The organism is Bradyrhizobium manausense (genome assembly GCF_001440035.1).
Taxonomy (GTDB): domain Bacteria; phylum Pseudomonadota; class Alphaproteobacteria; order Rhizobiales; family Xanthobacteraceae; genus Bradyrhizobium; species Bradyrhizobium manausense.
Genome location: NZ_LJYG01000044.1, coordinates 114,505 through 130,890 on the forward strand (window position 1 = coordinate 114,505; position 16,386 = coordinate 130,890).

A 16,386-nucleotide genomic window follows, 5' to 3' on the forward strand; every position below is an offset into this window, starting at 1 on the left:
CATTGTTACTCCCTGCACAGAAGCCACGGCAGATCGCTTTCAGCAAGTGTGCACCGTCTTAAGTTTCGCAGGCCCCTTCGGTCCTGAATTTCGACAAGTCTGCAGATATGTGCGCATTGCCGAAGGAGTCGTCGATTGGGGATACCAACAACGCCTCCGAGCTCAGCCATATTACAATCAACAAATTCAGCAGCTCGGTCCGCGCCCTTCGTACATGCCGCCTCCTCGGCCGATGAATGTGCCGCAGGCGCCGCGCATGTGTTTTCGAGGTCGCTGCTACTGACGATTGATAGGGGCAATTGCGAACGTGTCGTGATCTTGTTCAAACCTGATGCGGTGATGGTCAAAGAAACCCTCGCGGCCAAGCAGCACGGGTACATCCGTGTCAATGAATATGACTGGCGCAGTGAAACTGCTCGCCTGATTCCGCAATCGAAAAGAGAGCTCGGCGACGAAACCTTCTGAATGCTCCATTGAGATACCGAATACCGATCGTGTCTTGCATGCCGCTCGATCAATGCCAAGCGCTTCGGCTATCGCTGCTGGCATGGTGATTTGATCGGCACCGGAATCGATGAGCGCAAGGAATTTTCTCGCGACTTTGCCATTTGAGATTTCAACTTCGACTACCGGACGCCTTGTGACGCGGCCGCCGATATCCAACTGCCCCGGAACGACGGAATATTTGTATTTCATTCTCTAGAAGACGCTCGGGATAAAACTCACATCATGCGGCAAGACGCGATGAAAGATTACATCGCCCTCCCCCGTCAACCGGATCAGTTCATCGACTGAATTCGCGGATGCGATGACCTTGGAATAATCCGGCGCAATCGCGACCCATTTGTCCTCATGCGATGCATCAAGGATGCGGGAGAGATCAATCGTGTCGATCAGCGCTTCATTCATATGAAAGGATTGTATCACATTCGCGGTATGACGTCGCGCATCGGCGACGATAAAAACCTACGGAAAGTTTTTGGGCAACCCGTGGGCAACAAAAATTGACAGGACACGCAAACAACTGACTGTTCAGAAGAACGCAGATTGAAAGATTGGCTTACTTATTCGCTGAAATTACAATGTGCCAGCGCGGCAACTTTTCTCGTCGGGCTCCCCGGGTAGGACTCGAACCGCGGGATCGCAGGTAGCGGAGGCAGTCGAATTCTTCGCTCGGTGTAGCGAAAAATGGCTCAGCTGTTGCCTCTATGGCAAGTCTTCACGATGATCAGGAGTAGGCAAAACAGAGCCAGACAAGGACGCTCGTATCAGTTTTTGGGCAACCCGTGGGCAATCTATTTCGATCGATTGACCGCGGCATTACCAGCAAAGAGCAATGCAGGAAAAGCTGATGAGCGAACAAACACAAAATGCCGCCCTCCGGGGCGGCTTTTGTGCGTGGTATACTGCATCGATATGGCAGAACCGACTTTGGCCTCTATTGAAAAAGCTATTCAGACAGGATTCGCTGCTGTTGCTGAGGACATCGCCGACCTGAGAACAGAGCTGTCCGACTTCCGCAACGAATTTAATGATTTCCGCAATGAGACTAATCAAAATTTCCGTGATCTGCGCGCTGAAGTCGCTGATCTTCGTCGCGATGTAGAGGAATTGAGAGATAGGATCGGCAATGTCGAGGGTTATGCAAAAGAGATCGATCTACTGATGTCCCGCATCTCTGTCCTCGAGCAAAAAGTCGGTATTTCAAAATAGATTTGAACGACATTGTGATTCACGCGTCGCTTAATGCATCGCGGGATATCTGCGCTTATTGAGATAGTCGATAATATCCTTCTTGTCGAAGCGAACGCATCCTCCGATCTTGATGAACGGAATGTGTCGATCACTCTGCAGGCGTCGTAGTGATGGTACGGATATTCTCAATATATGCGCCGCCTCCTTTATAGTGAGAAGTTCTACATCCATTGAATCTGGATTCTGACTCGGTTGGCGGGTTTTGTGGAGCGGGGCGTGTGGATAATTGCTCCGTCACGAAGGACCGGGCGTTTGTCTGCGAATGTAGTCTCGCAGAGCTACTCGGATAAGGCCGGTCCTTGTTCGCATCTCTCGTTTTCTGATGCGATCAACGTCATCGCATTCCTCGGGCGACAGCGATATTGAGACGACGATGGTCTTGCGAGTCATACATCGATTTTCTTTCGCGCAGAGGCGAAGCGCTAGACGCGGAAAAGTGCCCGCAGTCACACAATGAAGGCGAGATGAGGTCTTCCCTAACGCCGTTCAGCGTTGGTTTCTTGACTGGCGGAACCATAGGTATAGTGTGGCCAGAGTTTCTCTCCCGTTGGTTGTTCCTCGCTGGCAGACGTTTGGCTAGGCGACGCCGGACGCCTGCCTACGCAGGATATTGCAACCCGTGAAAGTGGGAGATGACGATGAATCAGTTCCTGCAGATAGCAGCAAACGTTTGGTGCGCTTTTGGCATCCTCATTCTGATAGGCACTATTGCCTGGCTACTTGTAATTCTTAGCGAACGAATTGAGATGGCCTTTCAAAAGTATCGTTACAGCAGACGTTAGTTGCAGTAAATTCCCCGGTATCGCCGGGGAATTCGTTTACTACGCCATGGGTGTTGTATGGACCACTTTATCCACCGCCAGCGGCTGACTGTTCAATGGATCGCGTTTGCCATACCCAGTGTTCTTGTCCTCTTTAGTAGTCTTTTTAGAGAGCAATTTGCGGACCATCCTTATATTGCCTTTATTCTTCTAGCTCTTGCCTTGCTACTCGCATTCTATTTGCAAGTCAGAGTACTTCGTCTTGACCGTGAGGGTTCGTATGCGCAGAAACTTTCGGTGTACCGGTTCGCGTCAAAACCGAAGATTGTTACAGGGGTCTTTTATGAAGAGCATGGATCAAGCACTCTCACCCATGTGAATCAATGCGACACGCGTGCCGCAAAGCTGGTTGAATCGGAGTTGGCTCAAGTTGGTTTCAAGACGATTTCTACTATTTCATGTTCTGACGATGACGTTTCTCCGAAAGCATTTTCGTCCGAAGACGTGATTCTGATTTGCGGTCCCGTCGGGAATTCGCTCAGTCGAGAGCTGAATCAGTGTCTGAAAGATGCAGGCGCAAATGCATTTTATTTTTCGGCACTTGAAGACGCCGAGCAGACCGCACACCGCCCAAAGGGAAAAGCTAAGTGGATTATTTCTCATGGCTTGTTTGGCGATTTGCGAATTACACATCCCAACTCCGGCAACGATGATTATGGGGTCATCTTTGTCGGACGGAATCCGAAAGCGAAAGACTTATGGCTCGTGTGGCTAGCGGGCTTAGGTGCCGAAGGGACAATCGGAGCTGCTCGTGCGCTCGTTGATCCACACGTACAGGCACACATTGCTGAGCAGCTAAGGTCTAACGACTTCGTCTCAGCTCTCGTGAAGTGGAAATATGAAAGATGGGATAGAGGTAAAATCGATTCGGTCTTGTTTTCTCCGCGTCTAGTTCGATAGCTTCTACTTCCCTCTTTGAGCGTTGTCGAAGCATCTGCCAACAAGCGAAGGTGCGTGTTCGGTGTATTACCGAATATTACTTTTGCTCCCCGGGTAGGACTCGAACCGCGGGATCGACAGTAGCGGAGGCAGTCGAATTCTTCGCTCGGTATAGCGAAAAATGGCTCAGCTGTTGCCTCTATGGCAACTCTTCACGATGCGCAGCGGCGATCAAAAGTGAGCTAGGAAAATTCGTTTTTATCAGTTTTTTGGGCAACCCGTGGGCAACCGATTTCGATCGATTGACCGCGGCATTACCAGCAAAGAGCAATGCAGGAAAAACTGATCGGACGATTAAACACAGGCGCCGCCCTCCGGGGCGGCTTTTGTGTGTTTTGAATTAGCCGTATTGCGCGCAGCTTTAGAATTTTGGCCGCGAACACGCAATTTGCGAGTAGGGCTATAAACCCTCGCATGTAGCAAGCAGAGCACGCGCGTACTGATCTCCTCCCTCCCGCACCCAAGCATCGGTGACGGCAATCATCCAGGCGCCGAGCGCGATGAGAAGGAGCAGTGTTGATCCCCACACCACAATCGGGAGGCTCTGTAGCGCAGCCGTCATGCCCGCGGACGAAATCGAAATTTCGCGAATCATAGCTCCGATGCTCAGCACCAGCGCGACGGCGGTCACAGCAATCGCAAACGGCCGCACTCCTCGCATGTTGCGACGAAATCCGTACTCGATGTTTTCTTTTTGGACCAGCGGGTATTTTCCCTTTCGGCAATACTCCTTGAGCCATTCGACGGCAGACGCGTACACGGCGTCCGCGCCGGCCTGATCGTTTTGTTCCTGTACCGCGGTCGGGAGTTTGAGGTTGGGCACGTGCCTTGCGAGCGCTTGATGGTAGCGCTGCTTTGTCGGCGCGACGAGACTGATGTCGCTGTGGCGAAGCCATAACGTCGTGCGCCAGCCACCCCATTCTTTCAGGAGGCGCTTTTCCACGTTCTTGCCGGTCGCCCGACTAAACACGGCGAGCGCGAAGAGAATGCCGCAGCTGCACAGAAGCGTCAGCAGCGTACTGCCCAGGTTCGATAGCAGTAGATTTGGAAACCAGGCGAGGAGGGCGAGGAGCGGTGGCAGCAAGGCAAGCAGCGCCGGAAAGAGCCGTGCTTGCCGGTTATATTCGTCGAAGAGCCCGAGACCGTTAGTCATATGCTTCTACCTGATCGAAGAAATCGAATGGCACGGCAGGGCGCTCGCCCGGACGAGCAGGCATACCGACGAAGTATCGATACGACGTCCCCTGCGTCTTGCAGACGGGCGCTCCTCGCCTCAAGAAGGCGTTCATGACCATTTTACGCGGATGGCTCGCATCGTCCTTCGGCGCAGACACGATCGCGTCACGCTTCTTCGCCGATCCTTTCGGCAGCCGGGGTCCGAGAAGCCGATTGAGAACCGCAGGGCCGACATTGCTTCTGCTGCCGTGGTGCGGTACCTGCACCAGGTTAACGTTGGATAGATCAAGGCTCGCGTTGCCCGCGTGATCCATCGCCCACCAGAGGGCGTTCACGCCGGCATCACCGGTAAGCAACACCGAGAAGTTGCCGAAGCTGCCGTACAGTACCGTGCTAGTCTCGTTTTCTGCGGCGGTGACTGCTCCGTCCTTCAGCAGTTCGACATCCCAACCTTCCGGTATCCATTCGACCACCCTCTCGGCAAGAGTCTTCATCAGTCCGCTGAGAATGCCGGGCTTCGCACCCTCGATCCACATGTTTTCCGCCTTGAGCTGATCCACGTCAGGGTCTGGCGTTTTGCGGAATTGCGGCACGAGTCGCAAATAGTGCCAGCGCGTCGGAGACAGAACCGTGAAGGGCCCGATCTTCTGGCCAGCGAACGGTTCGTAAACCGGCGTGTTCTGGGCATCAGCGAGATCAATTAGCTCAGCGACGACCGAGTATTCCGATCGAATCTTCTTTTCGAGGCCGTCCGCAGTCCAGCGCTTGTCCGCAAAATACGGCAGGAGCTCGGTTGCATGGTGCCAGACTCCGTGCAGCCAGAGCCGCCGTACAGGCATCTCTCTCATGACGGCACGCAAACCGCAGGCATGATCGCTATCAGGGTGCGTGCAGATCACGTCGTCAATGACAATCCGGTCACCGTAGGTGGCTTTCATGTGGGCCACGAGCGCGTCGCCTGCGTCATCTGTCCCACCGTCGATGACCATCACTTTGTACTCGTTGCCGTCCTGGTAACGGACGGCGATCGAGTCGCCAGCTTTCGAGGCGTCACCCACTGGAAGAAAATCGATCTCAAAATCCATAATCTGAATCTTACACTAAGAGCGATTGAAGTATGGCTTGGCAGAATGTAGGAGCAGGAAACGGTCAATTCAACTTCCCCGCGAAGGAAAGATTCATGTGAGCATCGCAAATAGTCCCTTGCAGGAAATGCGACACACTCCCTCGCCCGAACGATTCGCTCATCAGCAGCATGGGATATTGGCATACTCTTCAGGCGAATCTCCCTACGCGGCACGACACATGACACAGATGCGAGATTGTCGAATGCAGGAAATATCCGCTGCCCTTCTCTTTATTCATCTCCAACATTTGCTCAGGATCAAACTTCCAAAGCTCCGATAATGTGCGAATCGTACGTTTGTGGCACGCTTCCCCGCTCGGGTAATGCTTTTTACACATAAATGAAAACCACCGGCTAAAGCCGGTGGTTTCTTTCTTGTCCGCCGTTAGGCGGACTAAACAGTGTGGGCATGTCTCGCTGGTGGTGGCGTTGGATTTTAATGTAGTTGCGAATTTGCTGCTCGTTCAGTCCGACGGTAGAAACAAAGTACCCTCGTGCGCACAACGTGCCTTGCGGGAATTTCTTCGTCTTTTTCTTGAGCCACATGGAGCTCTTTCCTTTCAGGACTTGCACGATGTACGCCGCTGAATATTTTGGCGGAATGGAAAGGTAGAGATGCAGATGTTCGTCTCCGATGTGCCACTGGTGGATGGGACAGCCCTTCCACTGCGCGATGTACTTGAACATTCGCTTTAGTTCCTGTTTGATGTACGTATCCTTCAGTACTGCTCCACGGTACTTCGGGCACCAGACGATATGGTAATCACAGACCCACGTTGAGTGGGTCTGCTGGTAGAGGCGCCTATTCATGATCCATTAATGTTGGTTGGTAATATCGACCAACAGTGATGCTCTCACGGGCTTCGCCTTTAAACGCACGCCCCAGCTAAAGCTGGGGGTTTATTCTTATAAAGAAAAGCCCTCGCACTAGCGAGGGCTGGACAGATCGTGTCCGAGTCAATTCCGCCCTGATCGGGCGCCTAACCACAAGGATTCAGCAGGCCTTCCGATGGTCCCCACAGCGGTACTCCTCCTGCTGGAGCCTTTGTCCGCTGTGTCTAGATGGAAGGCGGTCACTTCTTGCTCTATTCAGTACTCGCTGGAGAGCATCAGCGTGAGCACACGCGTGGTCCGCTTGGGATCGCTCGGATCTTCTGAGCCGTACTTCATATTCTCGTCGTAGTAGTCGATCTTCCAGAGGAACTTTCGACCGACGAGGTCAAAGCTTCCGAAGTCGTGTTCGCTATACGGATCGTTCTCCTCCGTAAATCCGGAGAAGTCCGCGACCTGACGCAGCGCCTCGGCCTTTAAGCAGTCTGGTAGCTCTGCGACGCCGATCGTCATCATGATCTTGCCGCCGCGGAACGTCTGCCGGAAGGCGTCGTTGAGAAGGGCGATTTTATTCATCATCGCGCTTCTCCGCGTCTTCGCTTTTGTACGGGGACATGTGTCGGCCGCCGCAATGCGGACAATCCTCGTCACATTGCACGGGCGACACGTCGCTCCACTCGCGGTTACACTCTGCGCAGTGGTAGTAGTTTCGAACCAGCATCGTCGGCCTCCTAGATCAGGCCGGCGAGCACAAGCACTGATACGACGGTGTTGCCGCCGCAGGCCTCGCAGAACCCCTGGTCTTGATCGGGCTCCATCTCGGCGGTGTGGTCGCACCCTTCCATCATGCAGATGGCTGGGCACATAGTGTCCGCAAGAGTCGCTAAGAGAAGAAGATCATCGAGCTTATCGAAGCCTTCAATCTCGCACAGCTTCATCAGCTTTATGGACTTTTGGGAAAGAGCAATGTTGGACATCGTGTCCTCCTCGCTACGAGCGCCCGACCCATTCGGGTGCTCGATCGCGAGGCGGAGGCGAGCGTCCATCACTGAGCGGGACTAGAATAAATGCCTAATCGACCGTATGGACGCTCGTCCCGATGCCTCCGCCTCGCCACCGAAACCCGGACACGCATGCAGGTCCCGGATCGCGGGGCGGAACGTCGAAAGATCAACTCTGACCCAATATTCGCCCTCAACTCCGGTCCGGTGGAGACGCGAACTCGTGTCAGATCGGCACGAGAACGCGGAAACGCGAGAGTTCGGCGCTAGCCGAGGTACTATCCAGTCTTTCTGTCTTTGGCCGGGCCGTGCGCAGGAAACCAATGATCGCCGATCTCGGCATCTGACAAAGCGCGCAGGTGGAGCAGGTTACGTTTTCGTGCGTGTTCGCCGGGTATATCGCCACCTTGTCCTAACGTCATTGGAGTTCGTGCGAGGAACGACACGTCGGTATTCTGGGGCCGGATAAGTTCATACGCTTGAATATTCAAAATCTTACGGGGGTGTATAATTGCAGCAATGACAATTGTCTTAGTGTGCACCCAGGGTGCAATGCTTGTCGTCTGGATCTATTCAATATACCGACCGCAGCTACAGCAGAAGCTACTTCGCCGATATCCGTTTCACACGGCGTATGCACTGGGCCTCCTTCTCTTCTTTTGGCTAGCTAGCAGAGATCCACTGTTCACTCACGATCAGTTCGCGTGGCTTCTCTTTCTCATGATCACAAGCGTCTTCTTGCTCGGTGAACTCTCGATCGAAAAAAAGAGCGGATGGTGGAATGAGAGTTGCTAGCAGTATGGGCCGTAGCAGTTTCTAGGCCTTACGAAGATCCCGCCGGTTGATCGAGAATAGTAATTCCAGCTTGGTGGGGGGAGATTGCGTCGGAAGAACATCGGTGAGCCGATATCATAAGCTCGATAATGTCGATAAATCGCGTTGGCTCCCTGATAGTACGGATAGACCATCGTCCTCGGTGTTATTTGATAGTACTGCGCTGCACTATGGCTCGCGAATGCTAGGCTGAGACCTACTGAACCTGCCCAGAGGACGAGGCGATTAAAGGGCTTCATGACTGACTCCCTTACAAGTGAAGCCTGCACGGTACTCCTTTTTGAGACAGTTCTAAAGAGGTTGTACAAAATGGTTAGGTGATGCTGCCGACGCAGTGCGGCACGTCCCCACCTCTCGGATCGTCGGGCAACTACCTGATGATAGAGGTATGCATACGCACAATCTGACGCACTTCGCGCGCACCGATTTTCACGGCGACAAGCGAGTTTTCGGTATCAAAGACGAAGACCGCTTCTCACACGTTTACATCATCGGCAAGACAGGTACCGGAAAGTCGACACTGCTCGAGATGATGGCGCTGCAGGACATCGAGCGCGGCAACGGACTTGCGCTCATCGACCCTCACCGCGATCTGGTGGAGCGCATTGTGGCCCAAGTGCCATCGAGGGTAAGCGGCGTGTCTCCCGCACCTTGTTGCTGTTGAGCAGACCGGCAATATGCGTTCCGTCTTGAAGAGGACGGTTCGCATATATGATCGAGCGTGTTGTCGACGCATCGGAGCTACGGGTTCGGCGGCGCTGGAGCGGCGAGGTCAAGGGACGGATCGTCGCAGAATCCTTTGTTCCGGGCGCGATCGTCTCGGACGTCGCGCGGCGCCACGGTCTGTCGCCGCAGCTTTTGTCGACCTGGCGCAAGGCGGTGCGCGACGGGTTGTTGACGTTGTCGGAACACACGGAGCCGGTGGCGACGAGGCCGGCTGGAGCGGTCGCGGTCCAGGAAGCGAGTTCATCAAGCGGCGAGGCTTTTAGCTTGCTCGGCGCTCCACGCCCAGGGCATGAGTTCGTCCAGACGCGAGGCCGGCCAGAGGTTGACGAGTCTGGTGAGGACGTCGGTCAGATAGGCCTGCGGCTCCACGCCGCAGAGCTTGCAGGTCTCAATAAGCGAAGCGATGCAGGCCCAGTTCTCCGCACCCTCATCATGCCCCGCGAACAGTGCGTTCTTGCGGTTGAGGATAAGAGGACGGATGCTTCGCTCTACAATATTTGTGTCGAGCTCGATGCGGCCGTCGTCAAGGAAGCGCATCAGGCCAATCCAGTGGTTCAAGGCGTAACGGATGTGCTCGGCGATTGTCGCTTTGCCCGAGACGCGGGTGAGTTGCTGCTCGAACCAGGCCTTGAGCGCCAGCACCAGCGGCTTGCTGCGCTCCTGGCGGATGGCACGACGCTCGTCGGCGCTACGGCCCCTGATCGTCTTCTCAATCGCATAGAGAGCGGCAATACGCTCGAGCGCTTCGCTCGCGATCGGGGCAGGACCGTCCTGGACAACGTCGAAGAAGCGCCGCCGCAGATGAGCCCAGCAGAAGGCGAGCGTGATCGCCGCGTCAGGCGCGGTGTCGGCAATGGTCTTGTAGACGGTGTAGCCGTCGCATTGCACGATGCCGCGATAACCGTCGAGCAGCTTGAGCGCGTGGACGGCGCCGCGACCAGGTGCATAAGTGTAGGCCACTGCCGGCGGATCGGCCCCGCCCCACGGCCGATCGTCGCGCGCGATCGCCCAGAAGAAGCCTTTCTTGGTGCGGCCGCGGCCGGGATCGAGCACAGGCGCTGTGGTCTCGTCCACCGCGATCTTGTTCGCGGTCAAAATGATCTCGCGCAGCCTGAGCCAAAGCGGACGAAGCTCTGCGCCTGCATAGCCCACCCAGAACGCCAAAACCGAGCGCTTGATGTCGATACCCTGCGCCAGCAGTATCTGAGCCTGCCGATACAGCGGCAGGTGCCAGGCATATTTGGCGACCAAAACATGGGCGACCATCGCCTCGGTCGGCAAGCCGCCCTTGATCAGCCGCTCTGGTGCCGGCGCCTGAACCACGCCATCCGTGCAGGCCCGACAGGCATATTTGGGACGATGGGTGACGATCACGCGGAACTGCGCCGGGACGACGTCGAGCCGCCGTGAGGTCTCCTCACCGATCACATGTAGAGGCGCGCGGCAGCACGGACAGTTGGTATCCTCCGGGGCAATCGTGACGTCGATATGCGGCAGATGGGCCGGAAGCGCACCACGGCTGGCGCGGCGCCGTTCAGCACGCTGGCGTGCGCCTGCCGTGTCCTTCCTGTCCTGGGCCGCTTCATCGCCGGCAATGGCCTGCTCGATGTCCTCGATCGCCAGCTGCAACTGCTCAGGATCGAGCTTCTCCGAGCGGCGACCGAACTGTGCGCGTTGCAGCTGGCGCAAGAGATGCTGAAGGCGATCCATTTGCGACAGCGTCTGATCGCGTTCGGCGATCGCCGCGTCGCACTTTGCGATCGCCGCGTCGCGCTCCGCGCGTGCCGCCGCAACCAGCGCCTGCAGCGCCTCGATATCGGTCGGAAGTTGATCCGTGGTCTCGCTCACGCCCGGTACTCAAGCTGATTCGCGGGCCCTTGTGGAAGACTGCAGCCGACATGGTTCAATTGGTCACAGGGTTCACGACGTTGCGCTCGGCTGACCAATGTCGCGGACATGCAGGCGCGACCAATCCAGGCCGTCCATCAGCGCGGCGAGCTGTGAGGCAGACAAACGCATCACGCCATCGCTGATCGGCGGCCAGCGGAACGCGCTATGCTCCAGCCGCTTCCACAGCAGCACGAGCCCGGACCCGTCCCAGGCAAAAATCTTCAAACGGTCCGCTCGCTTTGAACGGAAGACGAAAATCGTTCCCGCGAACGGATCATGGTGGAGTTGCTCGCGCACCAGCGCGGCGAGACCATCGGCACCTTTACGAAAGTCGACCGGCCGCGTCGCGACCATGATCTTCACGCCCGCCGAAGCCGCGATCATGTCGTCGCCCTCACGGCCCGCAGCACATCGCGCAGCCAGGCCGGATCGACCCCCGCCGCTGCGCGAACCACCGCATCACCAATCTCGATGCTGATCGTTATCCCGTTCCGCATTGCCGCTTCCATGCACATCCCAGCGGGACGAAGCTCCGACACCACCGGAACGAAGAGCGGCGCATCCTCCGCCGGCAAGCTCAGCAGACCCGCACGCGCGGCCTTGCGCCAAGCAAACAGGTGTTGCGGTGAGAGGTCGTGCCGGCGCGCCACCTCGGACACAACTGTGCCCGGCGCATATGACTCCGCCACGATCCGCCCCTTGACTGCGGCGCTCCACCGCCGCCGACGCCCCGCTCCGACCTGGATATCCACCCGGCCCCGTGGCTCTGAAGCGTCAACTATATGGTCAACCATATATGCGAACCTTACTGTATATGACGGCTCGCATGTTGCCGATCAGCTCACGCCGAACAAGGTGCGGGAGACACACCGCTTACCATCGAGGCGCGCATCAGACATGATCTATCTGAATGCCAGCGATCCATCACAGCCATACGGATACAATCCACTGCGTCGCGTTCGTGAGGATCGGATTGCTCTCGCCGCTTCCGGCTTCATCGAAGTCTTTAAGAAGATGTGGCCCGATGCGTCCCTTCAGTGCCGCTACATTGAGTCCCGTCGATGCAGGGCGAAATGAGTGAATGGTACGCCTCCAATGCAGGCTCACCCTTCGCCGATGGCTGTCGAACCAGCACGGGCGCAGGAGTCGCGTTAACGCCGGTCATGCCGCTGATGCGAAGGCTCAGAGTGGCGAATACGATGCAATTCAAGTAGATTACAGCGATAAGTCGCAGGTATAGAGTGCAGGTTAGGTTTTTTGAAAGCTGCGTTCCCTGGAGGCAACATGAAGAGATATATTCTTGCCCCGCGGCCCGATCACGAGAGACACGCCCAAAGATCGGCAGACCTCCTCCTAAGATGCGTTAACGCTCCAATTGAATCAGCTGGATGACGACGCTCAATCGTTCGGCCGCAGGCGCGCCGCCAACCCTCGCGTTGCTACGACTGAAATGGGCGTCTCGATCGCCTCGTCCTGCTTGGGTCGGCGTGATCTCTTCTGAGCTTCAATCTCCATCATCGCTGGGACGTCGGTTTCCCTTCCCTTCTCTTGTACTCATCGAGACTCGAGGCCCAAGACGGTAGCCGTCTATATGTGCCGTCCGAGTAGCGTTGGTAGCTTTGCCAAACATGCGGCTCCTCGTCGGCCTCCCCAAAGTGCACCATCCCGTCAACGGCCCAACCGTTGTCTGGATTTACTCCAAACCATACATCGCAATACCATTCGCCATCCTCGTCCATAAGCTGCACGAGCCAGTTGGATTTGCCGTGGTAATCGCGCGTAACGAATGTAAATCCTGATGGATCGACGAACAGCTGCGGCATCAGTCGATCGCGAAGTTCACGTTCCAAGTCGATCCACGGAATGAACTTTGCCTCGACTTCATCTTGAAGCACGCGGATGCCAGGATCACGACCTTCTCTCGGCCCCCAGATGACGTTTTGCGGAGAAATCATATCAGCCTCCATTACTCCGTACCGTAGCAGGCTCGGATGGTTTTCGGGTGAATTGAAATACCGGTTCAACGTTCTCGCCTGGGGTGCCGAGCGCGACCATGCATGACGTGCTGCGCGTACTGTCCGACCAAAAGTGCCGCGCAAGATTACGCGACAGGCGAGGAATGAAACCGTGCGCACGTTCTTCCTCAACGAGTTTGAGTGCTTTCCTTTGGCTATCGTGCCCACGGCACGGCGCTAATCCAGAATAAAGTTGAGCGTTCGTCGCCGAGCCACGCTTACACTCGACGAGAGCGAATGGCGGGCGTGCAAAAGCTCCTCTAAGACGACGCGCTCGGGACCGGGCCATCGCGAAAACCAGCCGAAGCTTACACGCTGGTTGGGCCGGCCTGGAAGTGCATCATTCCGTCGCGCTGTGGTTGAAATGTACTTTTCAGAAGGCAGTCGCAGGGCTACAATATTGTGAAATGCTGCGGTGCGCTCATGGACCACCATTCTGACCGGCTCCTTGGTGTTCTGTTCTCCGTAGCGCTGCTTGTTAGCGCGAGTTCTTCGCTGCGGGCAGAGCCAATGCACTTTTGGACAGCAAGCCGGGGCGGCAACTGCGCTGAGTGCTCTTGGATAGCAGCGGAAGGAACTATTGTTGCCGAGACGCCGAAACAGGCCGAAGAATTTTTCAAGACCCATCCCGAGTACCCGAACGTGTACCTAAACTCACCGGGTGGAAATCTGTCTGCGGGCGTTCAACTAGGGCGCTTGTTTCGGAAGTACTCCTTGCGCGTCGCCGTGGGCCATACTACCGCCCCAACCGACCCTGACTTGTCGAGTACTGCTGACATTGATGAGGGGCAATGCGTCTCGGCCTGTTCGTATGCTTTTTTGGGGGGCGTCGTACGGGAAGCTGACAACAATCAAATTGGGATTCACCAGTTCTCATGGGAGCTGAATAACTTTGCGCAGCAACCAAGTGCAGACATTCAAGATGCCGCTGGGGCGAGCGCCGGGTTCTCGTTGAGCACGGCGCAGGTCATCGCGGGCTTTCTGATTACCTATGTCCAAGAAATGGGAGTAGATCCAAAATTTGTGTCTGTCGCTTCGAGTACGGAAGACGTCCATTATCTCTCGAAGGAGGAGCTGGTTAACTTAAACGTGCGCTGGGATTCCAAGGCGTTCGGGCCTTGGGGAATAAGGCCTTGGGGAAATGGAATTTACGCATTTGCCGAGAGTCACGACAAGAAGCAGACGGCGTTTGTCTTCTGCAATTCTGATAAACACCCGAAGATGAGGATTCAGGGGGTCGAGCACGTGAGTGAAATCAAAGAAGAATTAAAGGACGTAGATAACTATATGCCTATCGAGGCGGCTCTCGGTGCGGATGTCACTTCGATAAAATTGTCTCAGGAGTCGAATGGAGCGTCGGCGCTCGACATGTCACTAGCCGATTTTGATCCGAGAGGGCTGCAGGGTAAGAGTGATTACGATTTATCGGTTAGGGCCAAAACGCATTCCGTGGAATGGCTTTTCAATTTCAGTCTGTCGGCAGTTGGCGCCGCGGCCGCGATTTCGGCCGCGATGCGTAACTGCAATTGAATCAGGGCTCGAATTTCTTCCGGCAGAGGATCTCAATTACTTGCTAGAGCGTTTTCCACATGATGTGGGTCACTTGGTGTATCCAGCATGTCTAAAGTAATTGGCACACATCTGCGGGGCAACCGATTTGACGAGCTTGCCGATGAGTTTGAGCAGGGCATCGACCGTGCGGGTTGCGCCTTTGCGCAGTGCAGCCTTCAACCGGGAGAAGGCCTGCTCGATTGGATTGAGGTCAGGCGAGTAGGCCGGCAAATACCGCACGCAGGCGCCAACAGCCTCGATCGTCTCGCGGACACCGGCGATCTTGTGAGTGCGCAAGTTGTCCATGAAGACGATGTCGCCCTTGCGCAAGGTCGGCGCCAGGACCTGCTCGACATAAGCCAGGAACGACGGCCCGTCCATTGCACCGTCGATGACATAGGGCGCCGTGAGGCCGTCGATGCGCAGCGCGGCAACAAGCGTCAGAGTCTTCCAGTGACCGTGGGGTACGCCAGAGACGAGACGCTTGCCGCGAGCAGAACGCCCATAGTGCCGGACCATCTTCGTCGTGACAGCGGTCTCATCGATAAAGACGAGGCGCGGCGCACGCAGTTTGGGCTGCTCGGCTTTCAGCGCGGCGCGCTCGGCAGCAACGTCAGGCCGATCCTGCTCGGCGGCGTGCAATGTTTTTTTTGAAGGTGATGTCGTGACGGTCGAAGAAGCGCCAGATCGAACCGATGCCGGCCTTTTGCCTTCTCTGAGAGCGCAGACGCACGCGGATCTCGTCGAGCGTCAGGTCCGGTTCCGTGGCAATCAACTCGATCAGCCACTGCTTGTGCTGCTCCAACGGCGAGCGGCTGTGCCCGCCGCCGGGCTTGGCATTGACGTCCCCGGTCTTCCTCCAGCGATCCATCCATCGGATCGTCGTCGAAGCGCCAAGATTGAGAATGCGCGCCGCCTCGCGGGCGCTTTCGCCGGACTCGACAAGTTCAACCACACGTACCCTGAGGTCCTTGGAGTACCCCTTCGCCATCGTATGCCCCCGCATGTTGCCGCAGATGACACCGAATCTGATTTGCGAGTCCAAGGCCAGCCCACTGTGACGTTCCGATTCACATCAACTGGAAACCGCTCTAGTATCCCCGACAGCTTATGTGCGAAGATAAACGCGGAGCCGTGCTTGCTATCGAGATGGCCTTCTCAGCTCTTACGCTACAGCTACCGCTCGCCAAAAACTCGTTCAGCAAGTGCTCTTTAATTGTTGCGGCCTCCCGCTCTCCCTGTGAGGCAAGCCAAAGAATGCGCTCCGCGATCTCCAGCGCAGAGCGGTGCTTCTGCCTGCGGATTCCGACGAAGTCGCCCAGGCGTACCGATGTGAAGTCGCCCGTGGATTCCGAGGCGATGTCGCCCACCTTTCCGATTTGATCTCGCCCAGCGGCGAGGCGTTCTGGCCGAGTGCATCGGGAAGGCCAAAGCCCGCGCGCCTTACGAGTTCGGATGCAAGGCAAGTATCGCCACCCCCGTGTACGCCTCCGGTGGAGGCCGCCTTCCCGGATCGGGTACGGGCGTGAGATGGTTTGCGCATTAATTCGCAAGCAAATGAGCAAACGTGACGACGGTTACGGTTCTGTCCGGTCCTGAGCGGCGACGGCGGTGGACGAGTGCCGAGAAGCTTCGGATCGTGGAGGAGAGTCTGGCTCCTGGGGCGAGTGTTGTCGAAGTTGCTCGACGACATGACGTTCACCGCAATTTGGTTACGGCTT

General features: G+C 56.3%; 20 protein-coding genes and 1 pseudogene. 6 read left to right on the forward strand and 15 right to left on the reverse strand.

What is annotated here, in order from left to right; all coding sequences use genetic code 11:
• Positions 1–276 precede the first annotated feature (276 nt).
• Entirely contained in the window at positions 277–696 is a 420-nt protein-coding gene (locus tag AOQ71_RS10140; protein WP_057745335.1) for an aspartyl protease family protein, read from the reverse strand.
• A 3-nt stretch (positions 697–699) separates the two neighbouring features.
• Positions 700–909 carry a hypothetical protein gene (locus AOQ71_RS10145; RefSeq protein ID WP_057745338.1) on the reverse strand — a complete coding sequence of 70 codons (210 nt, stop codon included), beginning with the start codon at positions 907–909 and terminating at the stop codon, positions 700–702.
• 279 nt (positions 910–1,188) lie between these two features.
• On the opposite strand from AOQ71_RS10145, the gene AOQ71_RS44985 reads away from it, so the two are divergent.
• The gene (locus AOQ71_RS44985; protein WP_157083464.1) at positions 1,189–1,713 is read left to right on the forward strand and encodes a hypothetical protein; all 525 of its coding nucleotides are present in this window, start codon (positions 1,189–1,191) and stop codon (positions 1,711–1,713) included.
• Positions 1,714–1,743: 30 nt separating this feature from the next.
• Here the strand turns inward: AOQ71_RS44985 and AOQ71_RS50205 are convergent, their stop codons facing one another.
• Both AOQ71_RS50205 and AOQ71_RS50210 read right to left on the reverse strand, forming a co-directional pair.
• Positions 1,744–1,926, reverse strand: coding sequence for a helix-turn-helix domain-containing protein (locus tag AOQ71_RS50205; RefSeq protein WP_083514101.1), 183 nt, complete (start codon positions 1,924–1,926; stop codon positions 1,744–1,746).
• A gap of 63 nt (positions 1,927–1,989) precedes the next feature.
• Complete coding sequence (locus tag AOQ71_RS50210; RefSeq protein WP_083514102.1) at positions 1,990–2,145, reverse strand: ribbon-helix-helix protein, CopG family; 156 nt, start codon at positions 2,143–2,145, stop codon at positions 1,990–1,992.
• A 449-nt stretch (positions 2,146–2,594) separates the two neighbouring features.
• Here AOQ71_RS50210 and AOQ71_RS44990 point away from each other — a divergent pair, with 449 nt between their 5' ends.
• Positions 2,595–3,476: a hypothetical protein gene (locus AOQ71_RS44990; RefSeq protein WP_157083465.1), complete on the forward strand. Its 882-nt coding sequence runs from the start codon at positions 2,595–2,597 to the stop codon at positions 3,474–3,476.
• Between the two features lie 439 nt (positions 3,477–3,915).
• Here the strand turns inward: AOQ71_RS44990 and AOQ71_RS10155 are convergent, their stop codons facing one another.
• The 6 genes from AOQ71_RS10155 to AOQ71_RS50215 all read right to left on the reverse strand — a co-directional run bounded on the left by AOQ71_RS10155 (position 3,916) and on the right by AOQ71_RS50215 (position 8,055).
• Complete coding sequence (locus tag AOQ71_RS10155; RefSeq protein ID WP_057745343.1) at positions 3,916–4,668, reverse strand: hypothetical protein; 753 nt, start codon at positions 4,666–4,668, stop codon at positions 3,916–3,918.
• Complete coding sequence (locus AOQ71_RS10160) at positions 4,661–5,776, reverse strand: ComEC/Rec2 family competence protein (protein WP_057745348.1); 1,116 nt, start codon at positions 5,774–5,776, stop codon at positions 4,661–4,663. Before AOQ71_RS10160 ends, AOQ71_RS10155 begins: the two co-directional genes overlap by 8 nt.
• Before the next feature lie 395 nt (positions 5,777–6,171).
• Positions 6,172–6,627, reverse strand: a complete 456-nt coding sequence (gene tnpA / locus AOQ71_RS10165) for an IS200/IS605 family transposase (protein ID WP_057745351.1) — start codon at positions 6,625–6,627, stop codon at positions 6,172–6,174.
• A gap of 279 nt (positions 6,628–6,906) precedes the next feature.
• Positions 6,907–7,227, reverse strand: coding sequence for a DUF3768 domain-containing protein (locus AOQ71_RS10170; protein ID WP_057745354.1), 321 nt, complete (start codon positions 7,225–7,227; stop codon positions 6,907–6,909).
• 152 nt (positions 7,228–7,379) lie between these two features.
• Positions 7,380–7,625: a hypothetical protein gene (locus AOQ71_RS10175; protein WP_157083466.1), complete on the reverse strand. Its 246-nt coding sequence runs from the start codon at positions 7,623–7,625 to the stop codon at positions 7,380–7,382.
• A 250-nt stretch (positions 7,626–7,875) separates the two neighbouring features.
• Entirely contained in the window at positions 7,876–8,055 is a 180-nt protein-coding gene (locus AOQ71_RS50215; protein WP_430648617.1) for a hypothetical protein, read from the reverse strand.
• 816 nt (positions 8,056–8,871) lie between these two features.
• On the opposite strand from AOQ71_RS50215, the gene AOQ71_RS10185 reads away from it, so the two are divergent.
• Together AOQ71_RS10185 and AOQ71_RS42990 are read left to right on the forward strand one after the other, a co-directional pair.
• The gene (locus AOQ71_RS10185; RefSeq protein WP_057745363.1) at positions 8,872–9,147 is read left to right on the forward strand and encodes an ATP-binding cassette domain-containing protein; all 276 of its coding nucleotides are present in this window, start codon (positions 8,872–8,874) and stop codon (positions 9,145–9,147) included.
• A 47-nt stretch (positions 9,148–9,194) separates the two neighbouring features.
• Positions 9,195–9,341, forward strand: a pseudogene (locus tag AOQ71_RS42990) (transposase); the annotation flags it as partial.
• Between the two features lie 111 nt (positions 9,342–9,452).
• Here the strand turns inward: AOQ71_RS42990 and AOQ71_RS10190 are convergent.
• The 4 genes from AOQ71_RS10190 to AOQ71_RS10205 all read right to left on the reverse strand — a co-directional run bounded on the left by AOQ71_RS10190 (position 9,453) and on the right by AOQ71_RS10205 (position 13,054).
• Positions 9,453–11,057, reverse strand: coding sequence for an IS66-like element ISBj7 family transposase (locus AOQ71_RS10190; protein ID WP_057745367.1), 1,605 nt, complete (start codon positions 11,055–11,057; stop codon positions 9,453–9,455).
• Positions 11,058–11,129: 72 nt separating this feature from the next.
• The gene (tnpB, locus tag AOQ71_RS10195; protein ID WP_057745370.1) at positions 11,130–11,483 is read right to left on the reverse strand and encodes an IS66 family insertion sequence element accessory protein TnpB; all 354 of its coding nucleotides are present in this window, start codon (positions 11,481–11,483) and stop codon (positions 11,130–11,132) included.
• Entirely contained in the window at positions 11,480–11,893 is a 414-nt protein-coding gene (gene tnpA, locus AOQ71_RS10200) for an IS66-like element accessory protein TnpA (protein ID WP_057745375.1), read from the reverse strand. The genes tnpB and tnpA (AOQ71_RS10200) overlap by 4 nt, the downstream gene beginning before the upstream one ends.
• A 720-nt stretch (positions 11,894–12,613) precedes the next feature.
• On the reverse strand, positions 12,614–13,054 hold the full coding sequence (locus AOQ71_RS10205; RefSeq protein WP_157083467.1) for a hypothetical protein: 441 nt from the start codon (positions 13,052–13,054) through the stop codon (positions 12,614–12,616).
• 483 nt (positions 13,055–13,537) lie between these two features.
• Between AOQ71_RS10205 and AOQ71_RS10210 the strand changes: the two genes are divergently transcribed.
• Entirely contained in the window at positions 13,538–14,644 is a 1,107-nt protein-coding gene (locus AOQ71_RS10210) for a COG3904 family protein (protein WP_057745384.1), read from the forward strand.
• A 69-nt stretch (positions 14,645–14,713) separates the two neighbouring features.
• Here the strand turns inward: AOQ71_RS10210 and AOQ71_RS42995 are convergent.
• A protein-coding gene (locus AOQ71_RS42995; protein ID WP_157083468.1) for an IS630 family transposase occupies positions 14,714–15,656 on the reverse strand; the annotation gives its coding sequence in 2 pieces (ribosomal slippage) (positions 14,714–15,316 and positions 15,318–15,656; 942 coding nt in all).
• 576 nt (positions 15,657–16,232) lie between these two features.
• Between AOQ71_RS42995 and AOQ71_RS43000 the strand changes: the two genes are divergently transcribed.
• Positions 16,233–16,386 (forward strand): transposase (locus AOQ71_RS43000; protein ID WP_157083472.1); only part of this gene is annotated, 154 nt, incomplete at its 3' end.

Bases quoted from the DNA above. Each gene is read 5' to 3' on its own strand.
- AOQ71_RS10140 (WP_057745335.1), bottom strand. From the start codon at position 696: ATGAAATACAAATATTCCGTCGTTCCGGGGCAGTTGGATATCGGCGGC.
- AOQ71_RS10145 (WP_057745338.1), bottom strand. From the start codon at position 909: ATGAATGAAGCGCTGATCGACACGATTGATCTCTCCCGCATCCTTGAT.
- AOQ71_RS44985 (WP_157083464.1), top strand. From the start codon at position 1,189: ATGGCTCAGCTGTTGCCTCTATGGCAAGTCTTCACGATGATCAGGAGT.
- AOQ71_RS50205 (WP_083514101.1), bottom strand. From the start codon at position 1,926: ATGGATGTAGAACTTCTCACTATAAAGGAGGCGGCGCATATATTGAGA.
- AOQ71_RS50210 (WP_083514102.1), bottom strand. From the start codon at position 2,145: ATGACTCGCAAGACCATCGTCGTCTCAATATCGCTGTCGCCCGAGGAA.
- AOQ71_RS44990 (WP_157083465.1), top strand. From the start codon at position 2,595: ATGGACCACTTTATCCACCGCCAGCGGCTGACTGTTCAATGGATCGCG.
- AOQ71_RS10155 (WP_057745343.1), bottom strand. From the start codon at position 4,668: ATGACTAACGGTCTCGGGCTCTTCGACGAATATAACCGGCAAGCACGG.
- AOQ71_RS10160 (WP_057745348.1), bottom strand. From the start codon at position 5,776: ATGGATTTTGAGATCGATTTTCTTCCAGTGGGTGACGCCTCGAAAGCT.
- tnpA (WP_057745351.1), bottom strand. From the start codon at position 6,627: ATGAATAGGCGCCTCTACCAGCAGACCCACTCAACGTGGGTCTGTGAT.
- AOQ71_RS10170 (WP_057745354.1), bottom strand. From the start codon at position 7,227: ATGATGAATAAAATCGCCCTTCTCAACGACGCCTTCCGGCAGACGTTC.
- AOQ71_RS10175 (WP_157083466.1), bottom strand. From the start codon at position 7,625: ATGTCCAACATTGCTCTTTCCCAAAAGTCCATAAAGCTGATGAAGCTG.
- AOQ71_RS10185 (WP_057745363.1), top strand. From the start codon at position 8,872: ATGCATACGCACAATCTGACGCACTTCGCGCGCACCGATTTTCACGGC.
- tnpB (WP_057745370.1), bottom strand. From the start codon at position 11,483: ATGATCGCGGCTTCGGCGGGCGTGAAGATCATGGTCGCGACGCGGCCG.
- tnpA (WP_057745375.1), bottom strand. From the start codon at position 11,893: ATGGTTGACCATATAGTTGACGCTTCAGAGCCACGGGGCCGGGTGGAT.
- AOQ71_RS10205 (WP_157083467.1), bottom strand. From the start codon at position 13,054: ATGATTTCTCCGCAAAACGTCATCTGGGGGCCGAGAGAAGGTCGTGAT.
- AOQ71_RS10210 (WP_057745384.1), top strand. From the start codon at position 13,538: ATGGACCACCATTCTGACCGGCTCCTTGGTGTTCTGTTCTCCGTAGCG.